18 protein-coding genes and 1 riboswitch are annotated in these 19,262 nt (G+C 51.3%); of the genes, 4 read left to right on the top strand and 14 right to left on the bottom strand.

Annotated features, from left to right (window positions below):
* Window positions 1-4: 4 nt before the first annotated feature.
* The gene (locus H8S18_RS11735) at window positions 5-367 is read left to right on the top strand and encodes a hypothetical protein (protein ID WP_186858459.1); all 363 of its coding nucleotides are present in this window, start codon (window positions 5-7) and stop codon (window positions 365-367) included.
* Between the two features lie 5 nt (window positions 368-372).
* On the opposite strand, the gene H8S18_RS11730 is transcribed toward H8S18_RS11735, so the two are convergent.
* The 9 genes from H8S18_RS11730 to hxlA all read right to left on the bottom strand — a co-directional run bounded on the left by H8S18_RS11730 (window position 373) and on the right by hxlA (window position 10,651).
* Entirely contained in the window at window positions 373-1,785 is a 1,413-nt protein-coding gene (locus tag H8S18_RS11730; protein ID WP_186858458.1) for a VanZ family protein, read from the bottom strand.
* A gap of 73 nt (window positions 1,786-1,858) precedes the next feature.
* Entirely contained in the window at window positions 1,859-2,551 is a 693-nt protein-coding gene (locus H8S18_RS11725) for an aspartate/glutamate racemase family protein (protein ID WP_186858457.1), read from the bottom strand.
* A 123-nt stretch (window positions 2,552-2,674) separates the two neighbouring features.
* Entirely contained in the window at window positions 2,675-4,267 is a 1,593-nt protein-coding gene (locus tag H8S18_RS11720) for an ABC transporter permease (RefSeq protein ID WP_186858456.1), read from the bottom strand.
* Window positions 4,260-4,970, bottom strand: coding sequence for an ABC transporter ATP-binding protein (locus H8S18_RS11715; protein ID WP_186858455.1), 711 nt, complete (start codon window positions 4,968-4,970; stop codon window positions 4,260-4,262). The genes H8S18_RS11720 and H8S18_RS11715 overlap by 8 nt, the downstream gene beginning before the upstream one ends.
* A gap of 375 nt (window positions 4,971-5,345) precedes the next feature.
* Window positions 5,346-5,525, bottom strand: a riboswitch (cobalamin riboswitch).
* 78 nt (window positions 5,526-5,603) lie between these two features.
* Window positions 5,604-6,179 (bottom strand): manganese efflux pump MntP, encoded by a 576-nt coding sequence (locus H8S18_RS11710; RefSeq protein WP_243165140.1) that lies wholly within the window; start codon window positions 6,177-6,179, stop codon window positions 5,604-5,606.
* Between the two features lie 103 nt (window positions 6,180-6,282).
* Window positions 6,283-7,461: an iron-containing alcohol dehydrogenase gene (locus H8S18_RS11705; protein ID WP_186858454.1), complete on the bottom strand. Its 1,179-nt coding sequence runs from the start codon at window positions 7,459-7,461 to the stop codon at window positions 6,283-6,285.
* 599 nt (window positions 7,462-8,060) lie between these two features.
* Window positions 8,061-9,158, bottom strand: a complete 1,098-nt coding sequence (locus H8S18_RS11700; RefSeq protein WP_207721756.1) for a zinc-binding dehydrogenase — start codon at window positions 9,156-9,158, stop codon at window positions 8,061-8,063.
* A gap of 75 nt (window positions 9,159-9,233) precedes the next feature.
* A complete protein-coding gene (locus tag H8S18_RS11695; protein ID WP_186858453.1) occupies window positions 9,234-9,998 on the bottom strand; it encodes a DeoR/GlpR family DNA-binding transcription regulator in 765 nt (254 codons plus the stop codon).
* Between the two features lie 17 nt (window positions 9,999-10,015).
* Window positions 10,016-10,651, bottom strand: a complete 636-nt coding sequence (hxlA, locus tag H8S18_RS11690; RefSeq protein ID WP_186858452.1) for a 3-hexulose-6-phosphate synthase — start codon at window positions 10,649-10,651, stop codon at window positions 10,016-10,018.
* A 209-nt stretch (window positions 10,652-10,860) separates the two neighbouring features.
* Between hxlA and H8S18_RS11685 the strand changes: the two genes are divergently transcribed.
* From H8S18_RS11685 to H8S18_RS11675, 3 genes are read left to right on the top strand one after another with little or no spacing between them, the layout of a single operon-like run.
* Window positions 10,861-11,910, top strand: a complete 1,050-nt coding sequence (locus H8S18_RS11685) for an endonuclease/exonuclease/phosphatase family protein (protein WP_186858451.1) — start codon at window positions 10,861-10,863, stop codon at window positions 11,908-11,910.
* A gap of 5 nt (window positions 11,911-11,915) precedes the next feature.
* Entirely contained in the window at window positions 11,916-12,389 is a 474-nt protein-coding gene (locus H8S18_RS11680) for a metallopeptidase family protein (RefSeq protein ID WP_186858450.1), read from the top strand.
* Window positions 12,390-12,419: 30 nt separating this feature from the next.
* A complete protein-coding gene (locus tag H8S18_RS11675; RefSeq protein ID WP_186858449.1) occupies window positions 12,420-13,511 on the top strand; it encodes a peptidoglycan DD-metalloendopeptidase family protein in 1,092 nt (363 codons plus the stop codon).
* Window positions 13,512-13,695: 184 nt separating this feature from the next.
* On the opposite strand, the gene H8S18_RS11670 is transcribed toward H8S18_RS11675, so the two are convergent.
* The 5 genes from H8S18_RS11670 to H8S18_RS11650 form a co-directional block, all read right to left on the bottom strand.
* A complete protein-coding gene (locus H8S18_RS11670) occupies window positions 13,696-14,787 on the bottom strand; it encodes a hypothetical protein (RefSeq protein WP_186858448.1) in 1,092 nt (363 codons plus the stop codon).
* Window positions 14,788-14,857: 70 nt separating this feature from the next.
* Window positions 14,858-15,358, bottom strand: coding sequence for a hypothetical protein (locus tag H8S18_RS11665; RefSeq protein ID WP_186858447.1), 501 nt, complete (start codon window positions 15,356-15,358; stop codon window positions 14,858-14,860).
* A 99-nt stretch (window positions 15,359-15,457) separates the two neighbouring features.
* On the bottom strand, window positions 15,458-17,425 hold the full coding sequence (locus H8S18_RS11660) for a leucine-rich repeat domain-containing protein (RefSeq protein ID WP_186858446.1): 1,968 nt from the start codon (window positions 17,423-17,425) through the stop codon (window positions 15,458-15,460).
* Between the two features lie 32 nt (window positions 17,426-17,457).
* Window positions 17,458-18,708: a polysaccharide deacetylase family protein gene (locus tag H8S18_RS11655; RefSeq protein WP_186858445.1), complete on the bottom strand. Its 1,251-nt coding sequence runs from the start codon at window positions 18,706-18,708 to the stop codon at window positions 17,458-17,460.
* Window positions 18,709-18,849: 141 nt separating this feature from the next.
* Entirely contained in the window at window positions 18,850-19,245 is a 396-nt protein-coding gene (locus tag H8S18_RS11650) for a hypothetical protein (RefSeq protein ID WP_186858444.1), read from the bottom strand.
* Between the last annotated feature and the right edge of the window lie 17 nt (window positions 19,246-19,262).

The following is a 19,262-nucleotide window of genomic DNA, read 5'->3' as shown; positions in this document are numbered from 1 at the left end:
GGAAATGGATGATAAAAATGTACAGGTATTGAAATGCTTCGAGCAACATATCGAGGGGGTTCAGATCCTCGACTATTTCATGCAGATGGGGGAGGAGCTGACGCACCAAGAGCTGGTCTCGGATATCCGGGTGGACGGCCTGTGCGGTTATGAATACCTGCTGCCCGTGATGCTGCTCGCGCCCGGCGACCCTGTCATTGAACGAACTATGAAAAGACTGTTTTTGCGGTGGTTCAGGCAGGAAGTGGAAGAAAAGGGTGCGGAAAAAACCGTGGACGCCATCGCCCGGCTGTTGGATGAGGAAGCTGCGGCCTTTAAGGCACGCCGTGACCGTCTTATTCAGTTGGACCGGCAAAACAGGCTATAATATCTTTATTCCAGGATGGCGGGAACCATAATGGTGCCCCGTGCCTGTTCACCGTCACCATAAAAGGTTCCGGAGAGCTTCCAGACGGGAAGGTTTTGCCTGCCAGAAGACATTCCCCAGTCGTAAACAAGCTCAGCCGTGTCTAAAACGGCCTTTTGCGGATGCAGGGTAACCGCATCAAATTCAGCGGTCACATAGCAGCGGTGCGTTTTCAATACGTCCGCGAGCGCCTCGCCCGGGGAAGCCAGCTTCGCCTCACGGTAGGGAGCATACCGGTAAAGGCTGGAAGATACCTCATAGATTCCGCTGTTGTCGAAAAAGACGGAGAGCCAGCCTGTAACCGTGTGGTCCGCTTCGTCGGCAGCATAAACAACCTGCTTTCCGCTTGAGCGCTCCGTGCCGTCCGGATCCACGCCCAGCGTTTCGTTTACCTCCGCCGCTTGCAGGCCATCCGCCCACAGGCCGTGCTGCCGCAGGAACGCCTCCGCTTCCGCGGCGATTTCGTCCGCTGGGCGTTCGTTGGGAAGGCCGGTAGGGCTGCGCATGGAATATATCCATCCGTAGTCGGGAAAAACCGAAAGATAAGCGTCCGCTGTGCGCAAAACAAAAGAATTCCCTTCTTTTTCAGGCGTACCTGAAAGGGAAAACGTTTCTGCCAGCGCAGACAGAGTTTCTTCCTGCGGCTGCAAGACGCGCACATAGGTCATGGCCGTTTCAGGATAAGCCTCCCGCCCCGTAAATTCGGCTTCCTCCGGCACCATAAGGGTGTAGGGAAAACCATATTTAAATTCCCGCCCGTTTTCCGCGGCCAGGAAGCCGAACAAAACGGCGGGCAAAAGAACAAGCGCCGCGATGCAGGCAATTTTTTCGCGCAGGAGGGGTTTCTTTTTTTTCGCAAGCATGGAACCGAGCGCGAAAAGGGAATAGCCAATCGCTCCGCCGAAGGTGTTCAGTATGATATCGTCAACGTCGAACGCCCGTCCGCCCGGTAAAAGCACCTGCAGCAGCTCGATCAGCAGCGTTGCGCCGAAGGAAATAAGCACAGCCTTATACAGCCTGTCCACCTTGGGAAACACCCACGGCAGGAATATGCCCATAGGGACGAACATCAGAACGTTGAGGAAGATAAGCCCGAGCGCCACTTCCGATGTACTGAGGAAGGCCTCCGCTATGCTCGAAAAAGGCACGAGGTTTACGCCTCCCTGCATGTCGAAACCGCTCGGCACAAGCGTCAGCATGCCGACGCAAATAAGGTAGGTCAAAAAGAGGTAACGCAGCGCGTGCATGCCCGCTTTAGCAGGAAAACGCCTGCGCGTGAGAATCCATACAAGGGCATAAACGGGCGCTGCCAGCAGCAGGCCAAACAGCCCGGTGAAAAACATCGTGTAAACGGTATGGCCCACATCTCCAAAATACATGGTTCACCTCAACTTTACTTTAATGGAAACAGGATCGCATACTTTTGTAAAATTTTTGTATCATGGGGCAGTGTTATTTCAGTATTTCGCGGACAATGGCCGCAATATGGATCTGCGCCGTATCGAGCGTGGGAACAGAAAGGTCGCCCGGACGGATCATCAACGGAAGCTCCGTGCAGCCAAGCATGACGGCGTCGGCATGGGAATTGCGGATCAGCTCTTCCGTAAATTCAATCATGTCCTCCTTGTCTTCCGGGTCTACGGTCCCATCCTCAAGCTTAGGAAAGAGTATACTGTGGACAAATTCCCGGCCCTCCCGGTCGGGGATCAGCGCCTCAATGCCGTAGCGGGGAAACATATCCGTATATAGTCCGCTTGTCATGGTGAATTTTGTGCCCAGCACAATCACCCGTGCGCAGCCTGCGTCGGCAGCATAACGGCAGGTTTCTTCCACGATGCTGACGAGGGGAAGGGGGGATTTTTCCTCCAGTTCCCGGAACACGATGTGCGGCGTATTGGATGCAATAGCCGCGAAATCCGCCCCGGCGTTTTTCACGTTGCGCACAGCGGCGAGAAGCATGGAAACGAGCGGACTCCAGTTTTCATGCGCCACAAAATCAAGCATTTTTGCCATATTTACGTTTTCAAGCGTAAAAGCAGGATAGCTGCCGTCCGTTTTGGCGGCGCGGTACCCGTCCACAATTCCCTTGTAATAGTCAAGCGTGGATGCGGGGCCCATTCCGCCGATGATCCCGGCTTTTTGCATAATGATCCTCCGTTGTGAATATCTTATTCCCAGTGTACCGCCTGCATGCGTTTCCGTCAACGTAAAAAACAGGACGCGCCGCGGCGCGTCCTGTTTTTTACAGAGTATAACCGGGCGCTTACGTTAAAAACTTTCGAATTGAGCCGCCCCTTTGGTCATAAGGCTGCGGTAAAGCAAAACGTCCAGCAAGGCCACCAGCACAAGCGCGGCGACCATCACGGGCCGGCCGAAGAACAGCGCAAGGACTGCCGGAGCAATGGTAAGCAGCATCCCCACAAGCATGGTAACAAGCGTAGGCTTGCTTTGTTTAATGACCGTCACCTCGTTTGTCCAGTCGAAATTCGGATTGTTAAGGTTGGATTTCAAGCCGAATAAGGCAGTGAAATAGCCGTAAGCAAGCGGAATTGCGTACATCAGGACAATGAACAGCGGATCGGGCGAAAGAGCGATGTTGAACAGCGTCCCGCCGATTATCACAGTGGGGATGTACAGCGTCATCGCCACGTTGAGTTTTGCCTTGAGGATGAGGCGCGTATCCACGGGCAGGGAACGGATGATCCATAGGTTTTTTCCTTCCAGTGAAACAGAGGCAGCCGTCGTGCACCCGATGGCAATGAAAAACGAGATTCCCATGGGCGCGGCTGCTGCAAGAAGCTGGCCGAACTGCGGAATTTCGGAATAGACCCCAAAGCCGTCCACACCCGAAACAAGGAGGATTACCGCAACGACAATCAGCATCAGCGGGCCGACCGCCGTATTCAGCACATACTGGGAAGAGGAAAAATACCGTTTCATTTCCCGGCGGTAGAGCGCCTTTTTGGGCGTCGCTTCCTTCAGATCCGTCATTTTGTAGTTTGATGCCGTACGGGTTGTGGTGATGGAAGTGTTGAGCTTTTTGAACAGCTTTGCCACCACCGCCGTAAAGGCTGCGAACGCCCCGAAGGAGATCGCAAGGAATAAAACCAGCGAGAGGATATCAAAGCTGCCAACTGCGTTTCCGTAAAGCCCGGTCATAGGATAGATGCCCGTAAGGACATTGTTGACCATGCCGCCCACATCCGCGAAATTCACTATGATATCGCCGGAGTTCGTCCAAAACCCGAGCCACACAATCATAAACGCCATAAACGCCGCCACCGTCAGGATTACGCTCATGCCGTTTTTGCGTTTAAAGCGGGAAGCCGCCATGGCAATCAGCGTGCCGATCACCGTCGCAATAATAAGGGGCAGCATGGGGATTGCAAACAGTGTTATGATAAAGACCGGGTAAAAGGCCGGCGCGGGCTGTGCAACAATCGCGTAAGCTACGCCCGCCGGAACCATCACGCCAAGGACGAACAGGATGTTCAGGAGATACAAAATCAAAATGCGGCTTGCGATCAGCGTACTCGTTTTGATGGGAAGCGTCATCTGCAAATCGTAATCGCGGAACCCGAACAGCGTACCGTTCACTTTATAAATCGTGGTAAACAAAACCATGACGGACGCGGCCATCATCATAATATTCAGTACGATATATTCCGCGTGCAGGGATTTCAGGCTGTCCATCATTCCCATGCTCATGCCAAACACCGCAAAAATAATGAGCACATAGCATACCGTCAGCAGGGCTGTCATTCCCGCGGACTTGGACCGCTTCTCGTGCGTGTACCTCGCTTTGTTGAACCCAAAGGAGGTGCGCATATATGTTTTCAGCAATAAACCAAGATTATTCATCGATTAACTCCAAAAATACGTCTTCGAGGCTCTCGTCTCCCTTGACGTCCTCGAGGTTCCCCGCGCGCAGCAGCCTGCCGTTTTTGATAATGGCAATTTTGTTGCACAGCTTTTCCGCCACCTCGAGAACGTGCGTGGAAAAGAAGATTGCGCTTCCGTTTTCGCACATTTCATGCATCAGCTGCTTGACCGTATGCGATGCTTTGGGGTCAAGCCCTACGAACGGCTCGTCGAGCACCAGCAGCTTGGGCTTATGCATCAGCGCCGAGATGAGTGCCAGCTTTTGCTTCATGCCGTGCGAATAGGAGGAGATAAGGTCTCCGAGGCTCGCGGTAATCTCAAAAAGATCCGCGTACTGCTTGATGGATGCCTCCCGTTCCGCCTTCGGGATAACGAAAACGTCCCCGATAAAATTTAAATACTGGATTCCCGTCATGCTGTCGTAAAGGTCCGGATTGTCCGGGATATACGCGGTGATACGTTTGCATTCGATGGGGTTATCCCGGATAGACATACCGTCTATTTCGATTTCGCCGCTGTCAAAATCCATGATGCCCACCACGGCCTTGATTGTCGTGGTTTTGCCCGCGCCGTTGTGCCCGATGAAGCCGTAAATATCCCCGTCTTCCACGGTAAGCGACAGGTCGTCAACCGCTTTTGTTCCGCCTTTGTAGCTCTTGGTAAAATGTTTGATTTTGAGCATGTCTGTTTTCCTCCCGCAAGACCCCCGGCGCGCATTCTTTTCGCGCTCCGGTATGGTCACATCATATCATATGGTCATATGACTGTCAATAAACTTCATGTGATTTAATTAAATTTTAATATTTGCGAACGCAAAAAGACAGTTCCGGGGAAGAACTGTCTTTTTGCAGGTATATCCTATTTCATAAAATCGGGCTGTTTTCGGCGGCGGGCCGGGGAGGACCCGCCGCTCGCATGTGGTGGGGAGAAAAATATCATTTCCAAGGAGGAGCGCAAAGCTCCCATCCAACAAAAAAACGGCCCGCTCATAGGCCGCTTGTGATACACAAATTATAATTATACATGTACCGTATTCTTCAATCAACCCAAGAATCGTTATACCGCTGTCTCTATGGCGAATATCCTGACTTATGCATCATCCCTTCAAAAAGCGCCTTCCCGCACGTGGCAGTGGCTTTTGCTTTCACAGTCCGCAATTACAGTTGTGGTTGCAGCGCCGGATTCCAACCGGCTTCCTCCTTATTGCCCAAGGGCAACCATAAAGACGTTATTCAATTGTATGACTTTATTATACCTTGTTTTTTGGAAAATGCAATGTAATATTTTCTTCTTTTTAGGAACAAGATATTTTTTTTTATACTCCTGTCAGGTGTTCAATCAGTATTTTTGCGCCAATAGCAACAAGGACCAGCCCGCCGGCGATCATGGCTTTTTTCTCAAAAGCGCTGCCAAGGCGCCTGCCCGCCACCGCACCCACAAAGCTCAGCAGGAACGTGGTAAGGCCAATGACGGCTGCGCCTATGGCAATATCGGCCTTGACCATGGCGAGGCTCACCCCCACCGCAAGCGCATCGATACTGGTGGCAACGGCCATAAAAAACAATGTTTTGTGAGAGAGCATATCGCCGCGCCGGTCGCACGCCTGCTTTTCTTCTTTGCCGCGCACGGCGTCAACCACCATCTTGATACCGATGAATGCCAAAAGTCCGAAAGCAATCCAGTGGTCAAATGCGCTGATGTAGGCGATAACCGAAGTTCCAAGCAGCCAGCCGAGCGTAGGCATCAGCGCCTGGAACCCGCCGAAGTAAAGACCGATTTTGACGGCTTCGCGTTTTCTGAGGTCGGGCACGCAAATGCCCATGGACACCGAAACAGCGAGCGCGTCCATCGAAAGGCTTACGCCGAGCAAAAGAAAAGATAAGATGTCCAAAGCAATGTCTCCTAAAAAGTTGAATGAACTCCATTATAATATGGAAGCGCCGTTTTTACAACAAAAAACGCGGCGGAACCGGCCCCGCCGCGTGTGCGCCTTATTACATAGACGCCTTATAAATAGCGATTGCGTCTTCCGGCGTGACCGGGACGGGACATACGCTCATATTTCCGCCCATGGCCTCAAACGCATCCGCCGCCATCACGGGAAGCATATCTTCCGTTACGCCAAGGGAAGAAAGGGAAACGCCCTGTCCAAACTGCGCAAGGAATTGTTTCATGGTCTTTCCGCAGTTCCTGGCAAGCGTTTCTTCCTCCTGCGAAGGATCGGCCCCCATAATGACCGCTACCTTGGCAAATTTTTTCATATCGCTCTTCCACGTATATTCCGTTACCGCCACCGCAATCGAAGAAAGGGCAAGGCCGTGCGGCGTATCGTAGTGGCCGCTGATGCTGTGGCCCATGCCGTGAATGATGTGCGTGCCCGAAATGCTGATGGCAGGGCCCACCACCGTATTCGCCAAAGACATTGCGCTGCGCGCTTCGATATCCTGTGGGTTGTCGAGGCACTTTTTTAGGTTTTCGGCAACAAGCTCCATGGAACGTACCGCGAACATATCCGTAAAGTCGTTCGAGAGTGTGGAAACATAGGATTCATATGCGTGGAAAAATACGTCGATGCCCGTATTGGAGGTGACGCTCCTGGGCATGGAAAGCGTAAGCTCCGGATCTACGATGGAAATGGCGGGGTACATGACGGGCGACCAGCCGAAGCCCGGTTTTTTGCCCGTTTCCGGGTCTGTCACCACTGCCCACGGAGTAGCCTCGCTGCCCGTTCCCGCCGTGGTTGTGACGGCGATCATAGGCAGCGTTTTGATTTCATCCGCTGTCTTCCCGGCATATTTCCCATCGAGCACATAATCCCGTACGCTGCCGCCCGACGCGCACAGCATGGCGATGACCTTCGCCGAATCGAGCGAGCTGCCGCCGCCCACGCCGATCACAAAATCACACTGGTGTTCCCGCGCGAAATCCGCGCCCGCATCTACGATGGGCATAAGGGGATTTTCGTTGATTTTCGCATAAACGAAGGATTCCACGCCCTGCTCGCCGAGCAGCGCCTGTATTTTTTCAAGCAGCGCCGTTTTTTCCGGGCGCACGCTTTTCCCTGCAATAATCGCCGCGCGTTTCCCCAGGCGCTTCGCATATTTTCCAACCGTGTCCACACAGCCTGCGCCAAACACGATTTTTTCCGGTATATCCGCAACAAAACTTTTCATCCCAATCCCTCCGAAAAAGTTAATTTAACCTAAGTATATCACAGCAGGGAGCTTTTGACTGCGGAAAAAAGAAAAACTTTTTTTGGCAGAATGGTTTTGCGGCCTGGTATATGCCGGGAAAATTTCCCGATAAAAATAAAGAAGGGCCTTGCCGGTCGATTCAATAGCAATCCCCTTCCTTATTCATATTTTTGCTATTTCAATCCGCAGATGTTACTCTGACAAATCTATTATATCATAAATTGTAAAAAAATAAACACTTAGCAAAAATATTAATGTTGACTATACCACCTAGCTATGCTATAGTTAATGAAAAGTAACCACAATTGCAAGGTAAATGCTCATGAAAAAAAGATTTAGCTTTAGCGATTTAATGCAGTTCGGGTTATTTCTCCTCGCGCTTTTAACATTCACTTACCTGATCAGTCATTAGTCCGTATAAGAACACTTGGATTTTTTGGAAAACAACCGGGGCGGCGCTTCCTGCTTTTTTCGCGGATGAACCCATTTGCAGGCGGTTCTTTATTTTAGCTTATATGGTAACAAAAAACGGCGCGGCGGATTTTCGCCGCGCCGCCTGGGGCAATTGCCGCGCCCCGTTACGGGACCAGCACAATCTTTGCGGATTCGTCGCCGCGTTCCGCCATTTCATAAGCACTCTGCCAGTCCTTCAGGGGAATCAGGTGCGTCACCACATCCTCAACATTCACTTTTTTGTTTGCAATCGCATCGATGGCAATATCGTAGCCCTCTGTGCCGCTGATATGCGAGCCGAGGATGGTCAGCTCTTTTTTATCGCCGATAATGCTCCAGTCCACAGGCGTTTTTTCAAGGAACACGCCGAATTCTACCATGCGTCCATGCTTTTTCAGCATTTCAAGGCCGTTTAAGACAGACTGCGGGCTGCCCGAGTTTTCAATATATACGTCGCAGCCGTAACCGCCCGTAAGTTCTTTTACCTTTGCTACGCAATCTTCCTTTGTGTAGTCAATCACGAGGTCCGCTCCCAGTTTTTCGGCAAGCGCGAGCCGGTTGGGCTTGCCGTCGATGGCAATGACCATTTTGGGATTTTTGAGTTTAGCGAGCTGCATCTTCATCAGGCCGATGGGCCCCATGCCGCCAATCACGACGACGTCGCGCAGCGTAATGCCCGCGCGTTCCACCGTATGCGCCGCGCACGAGACGGGTTCGATCATGCAGCCGCCCTTTACGCCCACGCTCTTCGGAACCTTGTGCACGATGCTCCGGCCGTCGATTTTCACATATTCCGCCATGCCACCGTCGGTGATGCCGCCCTGGAAGCCGTAGAGGTTGTGCACTTCGCACAGCCAGCGTTCGCCGTCCAGGCAATACCGGCATTTGCCGCAGGGAATCGCCTGTTCGGGCACGCACCAGTCGCCGAGCGTAAGGCCAAAGTTTTCCGCCGCGCGGTCGCCGATCATCACCACTTCGCCGCAGAATTCATGCCCGCAGCGCACGGGCGCTTTCAGCCACGCAGGATGCGTCTCGTCGCCCCAGAACATAGACGCGCCGCGCCACGATTTTGTATCGCCTGCGCAAATGCCGCAGCCAAATGATTTGATGAGGATGTCGTCCTCCGAAATTTCGGGTACGGGGCAGTCCTCATACCGGAAATCCATAGGAGCATACGCAATAAGCGCTTTCATTGTTTTGGGAATCATACCGTTTGTTTTCATGGATCATAGTTCCTCCTTTATCGGGTTTCGCCGGCCGCAAACTGAAACGGGGCCGGTCTTCTGCGGAAAGAAAAATCAGACGGTGATCACGTCCACCGTCCCGCGCAGGGCTTTGACTGCATCTGCGGGCGCGTCCGCGTCTGTCACCAGCGCGTCGATATTGCCCCATTCGGTGTACTGTACAACCGCGTTGGTGATAAATTTGCTGCTGTCTGCGAGCACGATTTTCTTTCGGCTGTTTTTCAGGACCTCCTGCTTCATCTGCGCGTCGGGAAAGGTCTTAACGCTGGGGCCGCTGTGCGACTGGAAGCCGCTCGTGCCAAGCAGCGCTACGTCAAATTTAATGGTATTGACCGCGCCCACCGCCCAAAAACCGCTGGTTGCCATGGTCACGTCGGAAAATACCCCGCCAATAAAATGAATGTCGAGGTTTTTTTCCGTAAGCGCGTTCAGGGCGGCAAGGGAATTGGTTACAACTGCAATATCCATGCCCGCATGTAAAAGCTTTGCCGCCTCGAGCACCGTGCTGCCCGAGTCAATGAACACCACGCCGCCGTCCGAAAGGAATTCCATTGCGCGTCCGGCAACCGCCGCTTTTTTCTCCGCATGTTCCATAGAACGCCCCGAAACCGGGCGCTCCCGGTATTCGCTCACCGCGACTGCGCCGCCGAAGCTTTTTTTGACTGCGCCGCAGTTGTTCAGGTAAATGAGGTCTTTACGGATGGTCTCGGACGATACGCCGAAAAATTCGGCGATTTCACCGATGCGGACGCTGCCGTTGCTGCGCACCATTTCCGTCAGTTGTTTGCGCCGCTCTGCGGCGAGCAGGTTCTTTTTCATGGAAGGTTCCCCCCGGTTCAGTGCGCGCCCATTTTTTCGCGCACCGCGCGCGCTGCGTCTGCCGGATCCGCCGCGCCGGTAATGCCTTCGCCGATGATAATCACGTCGGGTTCCATAGATGTATAGCTTTCAATGTTACCGGGGTTGATCCCGCCCGCGAGCGCAAGCTTCGCGTGTTTTACAAAGCCCTTCATCTCCCGCATGAACGCAGAGAAATCTTTGCCGCTCTGCTGCATATCCTTGGCGGTGTGCAGGCAGATATAGTCCGCGCCCATCGCGCCCAGTTCGCCGATGCGCCGGGGAAGGTCCGGGTGCGCGATCATATCCACCATAATTTCTCCGCCGTGCTTTGCCGCGGCTTCAATCGCACCCATAAGCGTCGCGTCCTCCGCCACCGCAAGCGCTGTCACAATGTCCGCGCCCGCTTCGAAAGCTGCGTTCGCTTCGTAAAACCCACCGTCCATAATTTTAAGGTCGGCAAGAATTTTAAGATGCGGATAACGGGGGCGAAGCTCCCGGACGGTGGAGAGCCCTTTTTCAATCACGAGGGGCGTACCTACCTCGATAAAATCCATATACCCGGAAATAAGGTCCACGCAATCGCAAATTTTCTGCGTATTGCAGTTACAGTCAAACGCTACCTGGAGTTTCATACAATATTTACCACCTTTTTTGAAATCAGTGCAGGACTTATAATGCTATTATAGATGCAAATGGAATTGGAGTCAATTGGGAATTACATAAATTTATATTGGAATAATTGCAATTTATTGTGAATTATATTTTAGAAAAATGAAATAATACCGCCTGCTTTTTATGGTATACTGGGGATATCCGGAAAGATGGGAAGAGGTGCGTTTAGATGGCAAAAACAAAGCGCGTGCTGCGCGTAATTGGCATTGTTCTTGCGGCGGTTGCGGTTTTGTTTGCCGCATTGCTCCTTTTTTTGACCGTAACGGAATACCGTCCCGCCCCGATCGAAGAGGTTTCCGTCACGGGGACGGCGGATGAGCCTGCGGATGGGCGCGTGCGCGTGCTTACCTGCAATATAGGCTATGCGGGCCTGGGGAAAAACCAGGACTTCTTCATGGATGGGGGAGGCATGGTGCGCCCCGACCAAAAAACCGATGTGGAAACGAATTTAAAGGGAATCGGCGGCATGCTGACGGATCATCCGGCAGACGTAGTATTTGTACAGGAGGCAGACGTCGATTCGCACCGTTCGTATTACATCGACGAGGCCGGATACCTCGCGGGCCTGACGAAAAAAAACGCCGCCTTTGCGTATAATTACAAGGCCGCGTTTGTGCCCTATCCCATTCCCATGATCGGCAAGGTAGAGGGCGGCCTTTTAACGCTCACGGATTACAGGGTGGAAAGCGCTTCGCGCGTAGCGCTGCCCGCTTCCTTCACGTGGCCCGTCAGCACGTGCAACCTGAAACGCTGCCTGCTGGTTTGCCGCGTGCCGTACGAAGGGCATGAACTCGTGCTTGTGAACCTGCACCTCGAGGCATATGGCGACGGGGAAGGAAAAATCGCGCAGACAAATATGCTGATGGACTTTTTGACAGCGGAATATGAAAAGGGAAATTATGTGATCGCAGGCGGGGATTTCAACCAGGCTTTCCCGGATATCGCAGGTTATCCCGTGGTCGATACGGAAAACTGGACGCCCGGGGCCCTCAGCGCGGATATGCTGCCCGAGGGCTGGCAGTTTGCGGTGGATTCTTCTTCGCCTACGTGCCGGCTGCTTTCCGGCCCCTACACCGGGGACAGGGAACAGACGCAGCTTTATGTAATCGACGGCTTTATCCTATCGCCCAATGTGGCCCTTAAAACGGTACGCACCATTGACCTTGACTTTGAATATGCAGACCATAACCCGGTCTTGCTGGATGTGGAGTTACAATAAAAAATATGAACAGGAATGACATGGATCCGTCCGGAAAAACGCCGGATCCTTTGGATAAAAAGAATGTGCCGTCCGCGGCCAGCGGGCAGGAGTCCGCAAAAGGCCCGGTAACGCTCGATGAAATGGAACAGATGCTGGACGGGCTTGCGGAAGAACTGCCGGAAGTATTTTTCCATGAACTGAACGGAGGCATTGTACTTCTTCCGCAGACAGAGCGGCATCCGCGCGGGCAGGGCGGGCTTTATACGCTGGGGTGCTATTTCTCCGGCGGAGAAATGGGCCGTTATATCGCAATTTATTACGGTTCGTTCCTGCGCGTGTTCCCGGGCGCTTCCCGGGAGAAGATACGCAGGGAATTGCGTAAAACCCTGCGGCATGAGTTTCGTCACCATGTGGAATCCCTGTGCGGTGAAAACGGGCTCGAGGTAGAAGACGAGATTTTTTTGCAGAATTACCTGCGTTCGCGCGGCGGAAAATAAAGATAATCATTAGCGGGAGTGAAGGGGCCTATGAAAAAATTAGTTGTGTTTGTTCTTGCGGCTGCATTGGTTTTGGGCGCGTGCTCGAGCGGCCCGGCGGTTCCGCCGGAACCGCCGGAGACCGCGCAGGCATCGGCGCCGGAGGCCGCGCGCCCAACTTCAGCTCCACAGCCAGCCGCGCCGCCGGATATAGAGGAACTGGTGGCGGAATTCCCGTTTGAATATCCTGCGTTGACCGCGCTTTACCCGCGGGACGGGGAACGCAGCTACGAAATTGTTATCAACAACCCGGACGTAACGGATGGGCTCAAAGAGGCGTGCGGCGCATGGATGACTGAGGTATCGGAGTATTGTGCCCGGCAATTCGAGGCCAGCTATGGAAATTGCATATGGAAAGACAGCAAAAAAACGCAAATGCCGCCATGGCAGGTACTCGCCGCGGCGGCGCTCGCGTGCGAAACGCCCGGGGAGTTCCTTTCTATGCTCAAGACGCTCGTTACCCCTTCCGTTGCCGTAACCGCAGGGGGAGAAGGGGAAATGGAGTTCGAGTTCGCACTGGTTCCCAAAACCCCGCAGGAGGCGTTCCCCCTGTCTGCCGTAAAAGGGGACCCGATCCCTTCGGAATTTTTTACGAGCACCTATCTTTTGACCGTTTATGATGAAGCGGGAGAGCTGCGGGAAAACAGCGGCGCGCTGGTGGAACTTTCCGAACGCCTTACCTTCCCGTTTGCCGAGCGGTACGGTTTCAATGACTGCTGGTACGACGACCGCGACGGAGGCGCGCGGCGGCACACGGGGACGGATATCCTGTGCCCTGAAGGCACGCCAGAGCTCGCCTGTGTGGACGGCGTTATCCTCGCCGTAGGCGGCGGGGAAGGGACGGGGAATTATGTGGTGCTCGAAGGTGCGGACGGCACGCAGTACCACTATTACCACATGGTAGAGGTATCGCAGCTTGTGCAGCCCGGGGATACGGTAAAACGCGGAGATCCGGTGGGCCTTGCGGGCAATACGGGCAACAGCACGGCAAACCACCTGCATATTGCCGTCATTGCGCCCGGCGGGGTTTACGTGAACCCTTACCCTTATCTGGCCGACGCGGAAGACGCCCCGCAGCCATGATATTTGCCGCCGGGGAAACGGGAGTACGGAAACGCTGCTCCGTGGACAAAACCGGCTGCTTTGCCAGGGAAGGAAAGCTGCTTTTAACGGAATCAAAAAATGGCGCCGGATCGGCGCCATTTTCTTTTACCGTCGTCCGGCAGCCCAATGATTCTTTTTTGTTAGATATTTTCTATCTCCGCAATCAGAACCGATAAGCGGAAACAGGCAATATTAAATAGCCTAAAACGGTGAGGATCAGAAGCAGGGAAAACATAATATGCCCGAATTTCCGCGCAAACGCATGATCCTGATATTCGCTTCTGATTCGGTTGATCTGAATAATTATGACGGTTGAGATCAAGATCGTATAGATACCCCAAATATTGACGTATTCCAGCAGCCCGGTATACATTGCATCGGGTATCAGGTTCGCGCCCACAAGGATGTTGCTTACCGTGCCAAACAGGATTGCCGGTATCATATTAAGCGAATCCACTTTATGATAGGCGCAGACAAACACGCTGATGAGTACCCAGATGTTTGTGCCGATCAGCGCGATAATACATTTAAAATACAGTCCCCATGTATCCCGGTTCAATTCAATCGCGGTCATTACTTCAGAATAGGTCAGTATTTCATCGCTTTCAAACGGCGAACCAAACTTGCTGCTGTCTTCCCTGACGATACAGAGCCCTACGGCGTTTCTTTCAAGTTCAAATCCTGTTAGATTCAATTTTTCATTCACACTGCTGTGCTCCATATCCGGTATGAATACGATTCCCTGTATTGGCGCGATGGGTTTCAAATAGAACCGAAACTGATAGGAACTCAGCGGAAAGCGCGTCGTCCAGAAAGTCTTGGAGATCGTTGCGTTGACCCGTACCAACTGATAATTTTCTCCATCCTGACGGATCGTCTCTAAAAGTTCACAGCGGTTGACCGTTCCATTATATATCTCAAAATATTTAGACATATCGAGCGAAGGGTCTCCCAGCCATTTGAACCAACAGCGGAAGGTGACCGTATATTCCGAATTTTTCATATCGATAGAGTTGACCGTCTCCACATAAGTGCCGACCGTGACCACGGTCGCATCCTGCATGGTTGTTTTTTCCGTTTCAGTATATTCGGTCGATTCGTGCAGGTAATAATCCCAATAGGCATCTTCGGCCTGTTTATCCGAATATAAAAAGCAAGAGACGCATCCGAGGTAGACCATCGCTACCGTAAGCAGAAAAACGACCCAAAAAATAAGTTTTTTCTTTTGCCATTCTTTTAATTTAAGTTGTTCCATCTTGTCTTTCCATTCGATATCCAAAGAAGCTTCAGAGCCGCCGCCCTGAAGCTTCCTTTTCCGTTGCCGATCAGCCGACCGCGATAAGCGCTTCCGCTATTTTTGTAAGTTTATCCTGCGCCGCGCCCGAAGACATTGTGACCGTGCAACGTATACCCGTTGCTTCGTCAAGCCATTCCACGCATCCCTCCGCGCCTTCGTTAAAAGCAATTTCATAAGCGGAATCACCGACTACTTCGTCGCTTTTTTCCTTGAAATCGACGCTCATACCCGATAGCCCCTCAACCGCTTGGGGCGCCATGCGAAATGTATAATCGTTTCCTTCCCATGTAAAGACGGCCTGCGCGATTTTATCCGCTTCCAATACAGAATAACTGATGTCCGTTGCCCCTTCCGGCAACGTATTCATTGTGATCCCTGTTTTTTCCTTCACTTCATCCGGATTGCTTACCTGTGTCCACGGGTTTGCTATCTGATCGGATGATGATTCCGGCGACGATGCGGGCGCCGAACATGCGGCCAAGGTTAATACCAAAAACATCGCAATAACTGTTACTACTGTCTTTTTCATTGATATTCCTCCTAAATATTAATAATATAGTGCATTATTGTATGCTTTGTTTGTTAGCCGAATATCCGGCCGGTTCGTTTTCTCCCTTAATATAGTTATTCATTGTTTAACCCGCATATACCGCATACATATGACAATACATAAAAATGCCGCGCATAATACAAGAAGAAACATTGGCATATCTTCTGTATCACCTGTAGGCGGAGCCTTTTTTGCAGAACTTGTCGATGATGTGATGCCTTGCTGCGGCTTATCGGTAGCAGGTTTTTCCGGCGATGTAAGCCCTTGCTGCGGTTGATCCGGCGATGTAAGCCCTTGCTGCGGTTGATCGCCCGTTCCGGACGGCGTTTCGACCGGCTTTGGATCAACACTATTCTTTCCCCAGCCAAGCGCAAAAGGGGAAAGGGAATCTACCCTAACTTTTGCTCCGCCCTCAGTCACTTCCGGAGTGAAGACTTCTATTTTCGGATCACGGCCGCCGTTTTCCCGGTCGGTTTTTAAATGCGCGATCAAGACCTTACTCTCTCCGGTTTGTGCAAAAGGCAGCGTCACATTCACGCCATCTTCCGGAATTTCATACCATTCCGCCGCTCTCCAGCCGCCGTCTTTTTTCCTGTCTACCAACATAGTTACGTCAAAATAACGAATGCTGGCATCGGGAATCGTTTTTATAATCTCTGATTCCAAGGCGGTTTCAATTTTCTGAACAGTATTGAACGTAGTATTCCCGGTCAATGAGGGCGGCACTTTTATTCCGCCTTCTATTTTTAAATCGTAAGTATAATCCCTTCTGTCAGCAAAGTTTAGGTATACGTTCATTTCTCCAATACCCGCCCCGTTGATATTCGAATCGTAAACATAGCCGACTGAAGGAAGGCCGCCGCCGTCAAGGAGCAGGGCGTATTGATTGCTATCGTACTGGCCGCCGCGCGCCCCGTCTACACGCTTTGCATCTTGTTCTCCTATGATATCCGTAAGATAGACGATCCTTTTTCCTTGATTGGCATAAAAGTCTACGGGATCCGGATATTGGTCTCCGGCTGCTATATCCGCCACATGATCTGCATGGAGTACCGATAAACGGTTATTCCCACAGGAGAGTTCTTGCAGCGATGTGTTTGCCGATACGTCAAGCGCAGACAGGCTGTTGTTGCTGCAGTCCAGACTCTCCAACAGGGAATTGTTTGATACATCCAGTGATCCCAGCAGATTGTTATCGCAGGATAGTTCCTTAAGTTTGGGATTTCCGGCAACATCAAGCTGCTTCAATTGATTGTTTGAACAATTTAGCGATTGTAAATTGCTATTGTTGGAAACAGAAAGCGTTTCCAATATATTTTCCGAGCAGTCTAAAATACGCACGAAAGGAGGTACGGCAAGGGATGTAAGCTTATTTCCCGAACAGTCTATTTCTTCCAGCAAAGAGCAATTTTCGATTGCCAATTCTCCCGTGGTATTGCTGATGGCGTTATTCGAACAGTTCAAATATGTCAGTTTTCTATTTGAATCGCAGTTTAGGCTCGTTAGGGCGCAGTTTGATACATCCAGCAATGCAAGATTCCCGCACGCACTGGTATCCAGAGTTTGTATGGAAGAACCGGTTATATCTATTTTTTCAACAGCAATCGTTTCTCCCTTAGGGGTCACAGCAAAATGCTCGCTTTGAAGTCCTCGCGCGGTAATTGTTTTGAGGGCGCTGCAATCGTACGCGTTGACTGTCTCTATTTTTGTTCCAGATAAGTCAAGGGTACTTAATGCAGAATTACCGTTGCAGAACAGGTGTTTTACATCAGGCAGAAGTTGTATTCCCTGTAAATTTGTTATATCCTTGTTGCTTACATCGAGAATCCCTGCTGTTGACACCATTGCTGACATTTCTTCCGGGCTAAGAATATGGTCATGGTCTGTGTCATATTGTTCCAACACAGTCCGAAAGTTGGAATCAGGAAAATTCTGTTCATTAATGCCAATCTCTTCCGCCGCTTTCGCCGTAGACGGCATGATTGATAAGGCGCATAGAAGCGTTATACCCAATACCAAAAAGTTCCTGCACATTTTTCTATCCATATCCAATCCAATGTCCTTTCCTTAAAGCTTGCTCAATACCCGGCTTCCGGGATTACTTCCCCTTTGGCAGGCCGCTTCACATCCCGCACTATATTCGCATCAAAAAATGCCAAATAGGTCTCTCTGAAATGATCGAGCGCATAACCGTCCACCATCCGGCGTTCCATCAAAAGGGTTCCGTCCGGCCATTCAATCTGCCCTCCCTTTGCATAGGTTCCACAAAAGACGCGAAATCCTGCGTCTTTCAGGGCAAGATATTTTTCATTGCTTGTTTCCATATATTCCCCGTAGGGCCATACGAACATTTCTACCGGCCCGCATATACTGGCGATCTGGTCGTTCCACTTTTCAATATCCGCCGCTGCTTTTTCCACAGTAATTTTTTCCCAGTGAAAGTGATGAAAGCTATGGCTTGCAAACGTCCAGCCCTCGGCGAGTAAATAATCCACGATCGGCTGCACCTCGGCACGCTCGCTTTCGTTGGTCACATCGTATCCCAAAAGCCCGTTGAACCCAGTTGTCGCAATAATTCCGCGCGCGCCGTTCAAGCTAAAATCGGGATGTTCTTCGATAAATGCGTCTATGATAGGAATAAAATCATTGTCATTCCGAATGGATTCGCTGCCATCATCCATGAGGGTATAAGTCCATATCTTTCCATCTTCGCCCAATATGTACTTATCAATCGTACCTCTGCCACGGTCACGCTTTGTGCCGATCACGTCGTCGATGGAAAAAACCATCGGCTTTTTCCCTTCCGGGAGCATTAAGGATGTGAAATGGCTTTTCCCATTCTCATCCGTTTCATAGATCGTGTTGTAATCCACCAATATATATCCGTTGTCATAAAGCGACTGCAATACGGCCTCCAGTTCGTGCGGCGTAATGCAGTTGTTCCACAGGTCGTCCGCCCCGCTTCCTTTCGACAGCGCGATCTCCGGATAAGCAATCAGATAGTGGGTGAAAAAATGCTCGACCGGCCCCGTGTATTCGACAAGTTTCTGTTCGGATGGCGTTGCGGTCGGTGTGGCGGCCGGTTCCGGTACAGCGGCCGACATCTCCGGCGTTTCGGTAGGGCTGACAATCACCGGGGTAAGCGCATCTTCCTGTATTGGTGCAGTCGATTCAGGATCGAAAGACGATCCGGATGTTTTTCCTCCGCCTATCAAACATACTAATAAAACGACCGCAAACGCTACAATCAGGACGGTAACAACGCGCCGGATGCGTATTTTTCTTTTTCTGGCATATCGGTTTCTCTTATATCTGCTGTATTCTTCCATCACTGTAATCGAGTCATCTTTTCTATCGCTTGTATGTTAAATTTTTGTTTCCAGTCAATCCGGAATTTTTATCTTATTCTAACCGAAAACAGGATAATAGAATAAGATATTCCAATTTTATTCTATTATCCCGCTTTGAGGTCAATCTTCGTCGGTTATCCTCGTTACCGTTACGCCGGATGCATCTGTTCCATCCAGTTGTCCTGTGTAGTACACACAGATGTCGTTGCCAATTTGCAATCCATTTTCCAGTCCAGAGACGTCCGCCCCTTCTTTTGTAAACGTTACCTCGTTGCCCTTTTCATCTTTTATAGTGACAGTCATATGCTCCGCGTCAACAATTGTACCAGCCAGACAAGTTTCACCCTCACGATCATGGGAGGTTGCTGTAGGTTCAGGGTCTCCTGTTTCGACAGCAGTCGTCGGTTTTGAAGAAGCGGAAGTGGCCGGTGTGTCCGTTCTTCCACAGCTGCACGCCGTAAATACACACACAACGCATACAACGGTTAGGATAAAGATAATCATTTTTTTCATCATATTATCATCTCCTTATA

Source organism: Christensenella tenuis (genome assembly GCF_014287795.1).
GTDB lineage: Bacteria > Bacillota > Clostridia > Christensenellales > Christensenellaceae > Christensenella > Christensenella tenuis.
This window is presented reverse-complemented; position numbering and strand designations above follow the sequence as displayed.

Bases quoted from the DNA above. Each gene is read 5' to 3' on its own strand.
- H8S18_RS11735 (WP_186858459.1), top strand. From the start codon at position 5: ATGGATGATAAAAATGTACAGGTATTGAAATGCTTCGAGCAACATATC.
- H8S18_RS11730 (WP_186858458.1), bottom strand. From the start codon at position 1,785: ATGTATTTTGGAGATGTGGGCCATACCGTTTACACGATGTTTTTCACC.
- H8S18_RS11725 (WP_186858457.1), bottom strand. From the start codon at position 2,551: ATGCAAAAAGCCGGGATCATCGGCGGAATGGGCCCCGCATCCACGCTT.
- H8S18_RS11720 (WP_186858456.1), bottom strand. From the start codon at position 4,267: ATGAATAATCTTGGTTTATTGCTGAAAACATATATGCGCACCTCCTTT.
- H8S18_RS11715 (WP_186858455.1), bottom strand. From the start codon at position 4,970: ATGCTCAAAATCAAACATTTTACCAAGAGCTACAAAGGCGGAACAAAA.
- H8S18_RS11705 (WP_186858454.1), bottom strand. From the start codon at position 7,461: ATGAAAAGTTTTGTTGCGGATATACCGGAAAAAATCGTGTTTGGCGCA.
- H8S18_RS11700 (WP_207721756.1), bottom strand. From the start codon at position 9,158: ATGAAAACAAACGGTATGATTCCCAAAACAATGAAAGCGCTTATTGCG.
- H8S18_RS11695 (WP_186858453.1), bottom strand. From the start codon at position 9,998: ATGAAAAAGAACCTGCTCGCCGCAGAGCGGCGCAAACAACTGACGGAA.
- hxlA (WP_186858452.1), bottom strand. From the start codon at position 10,651: ATGAAACTCCAGGTAGCGTTTGACTGTAACTGCAATACGCAGAAAATT.
- H8S18_RS11685 (WP_186858451.1), top strand. From the start codon at position 10,861: ATGGCAAAAACAAAGCGCGTGCTGCGCGTAATTGGCATTGTTCTTGCG.
- H8S18_RS11680 (WP_186858450.1), top strand. From the start codon at position 11,916: ATGAACAGGAATGACATGGATCCGTCCGGAAAAACGCCGGATCCTTTG.
- H8S18_RS11675 (WP_186858449.1), top strand. From the start codon at position 12,420: ATGAAAAAATTAGTTGTGTTTGTTCTTGCGGCTGCATTGGTTTTGGGC.
- H8S18_RS11670 (WP_186858448.1), bottom strand. From the start codon at position 14,787: ATGGAACAACTTAAATTAAAAGAATGGCAAAAGAAAAAACTTATTTTT.
- H8S18_RS11665 (WP_186858447.1), bottom strand. From the start codon at position 15,358: ATGAAAAAGACAGTAGTAACAGTTATTGCGATGTTTTTGGTATTAACC.
- H8S18_RS11660 (WP_186858446.1), bottom strand. From the start codon at position 17,425: ATGGATAGAAAAATGTGCAGGAACTTTTTGGTATTGGGTATAACGCTT.
- H8S18_RS11655 (WP_186858445.1), bottom strand. From the start codon at position 18,708: ATGGAAGAATACAGCAGATATAAGAGAAACCGATATGCCAGAAAAAGA.
- H8S18_RS11650 (WP_186858444.1), bottom strand. From the start codon at position 19,245: ATGATGAAAAAAATGATTATCTTTATCCTAACCGTTGTATGCGTTGTG.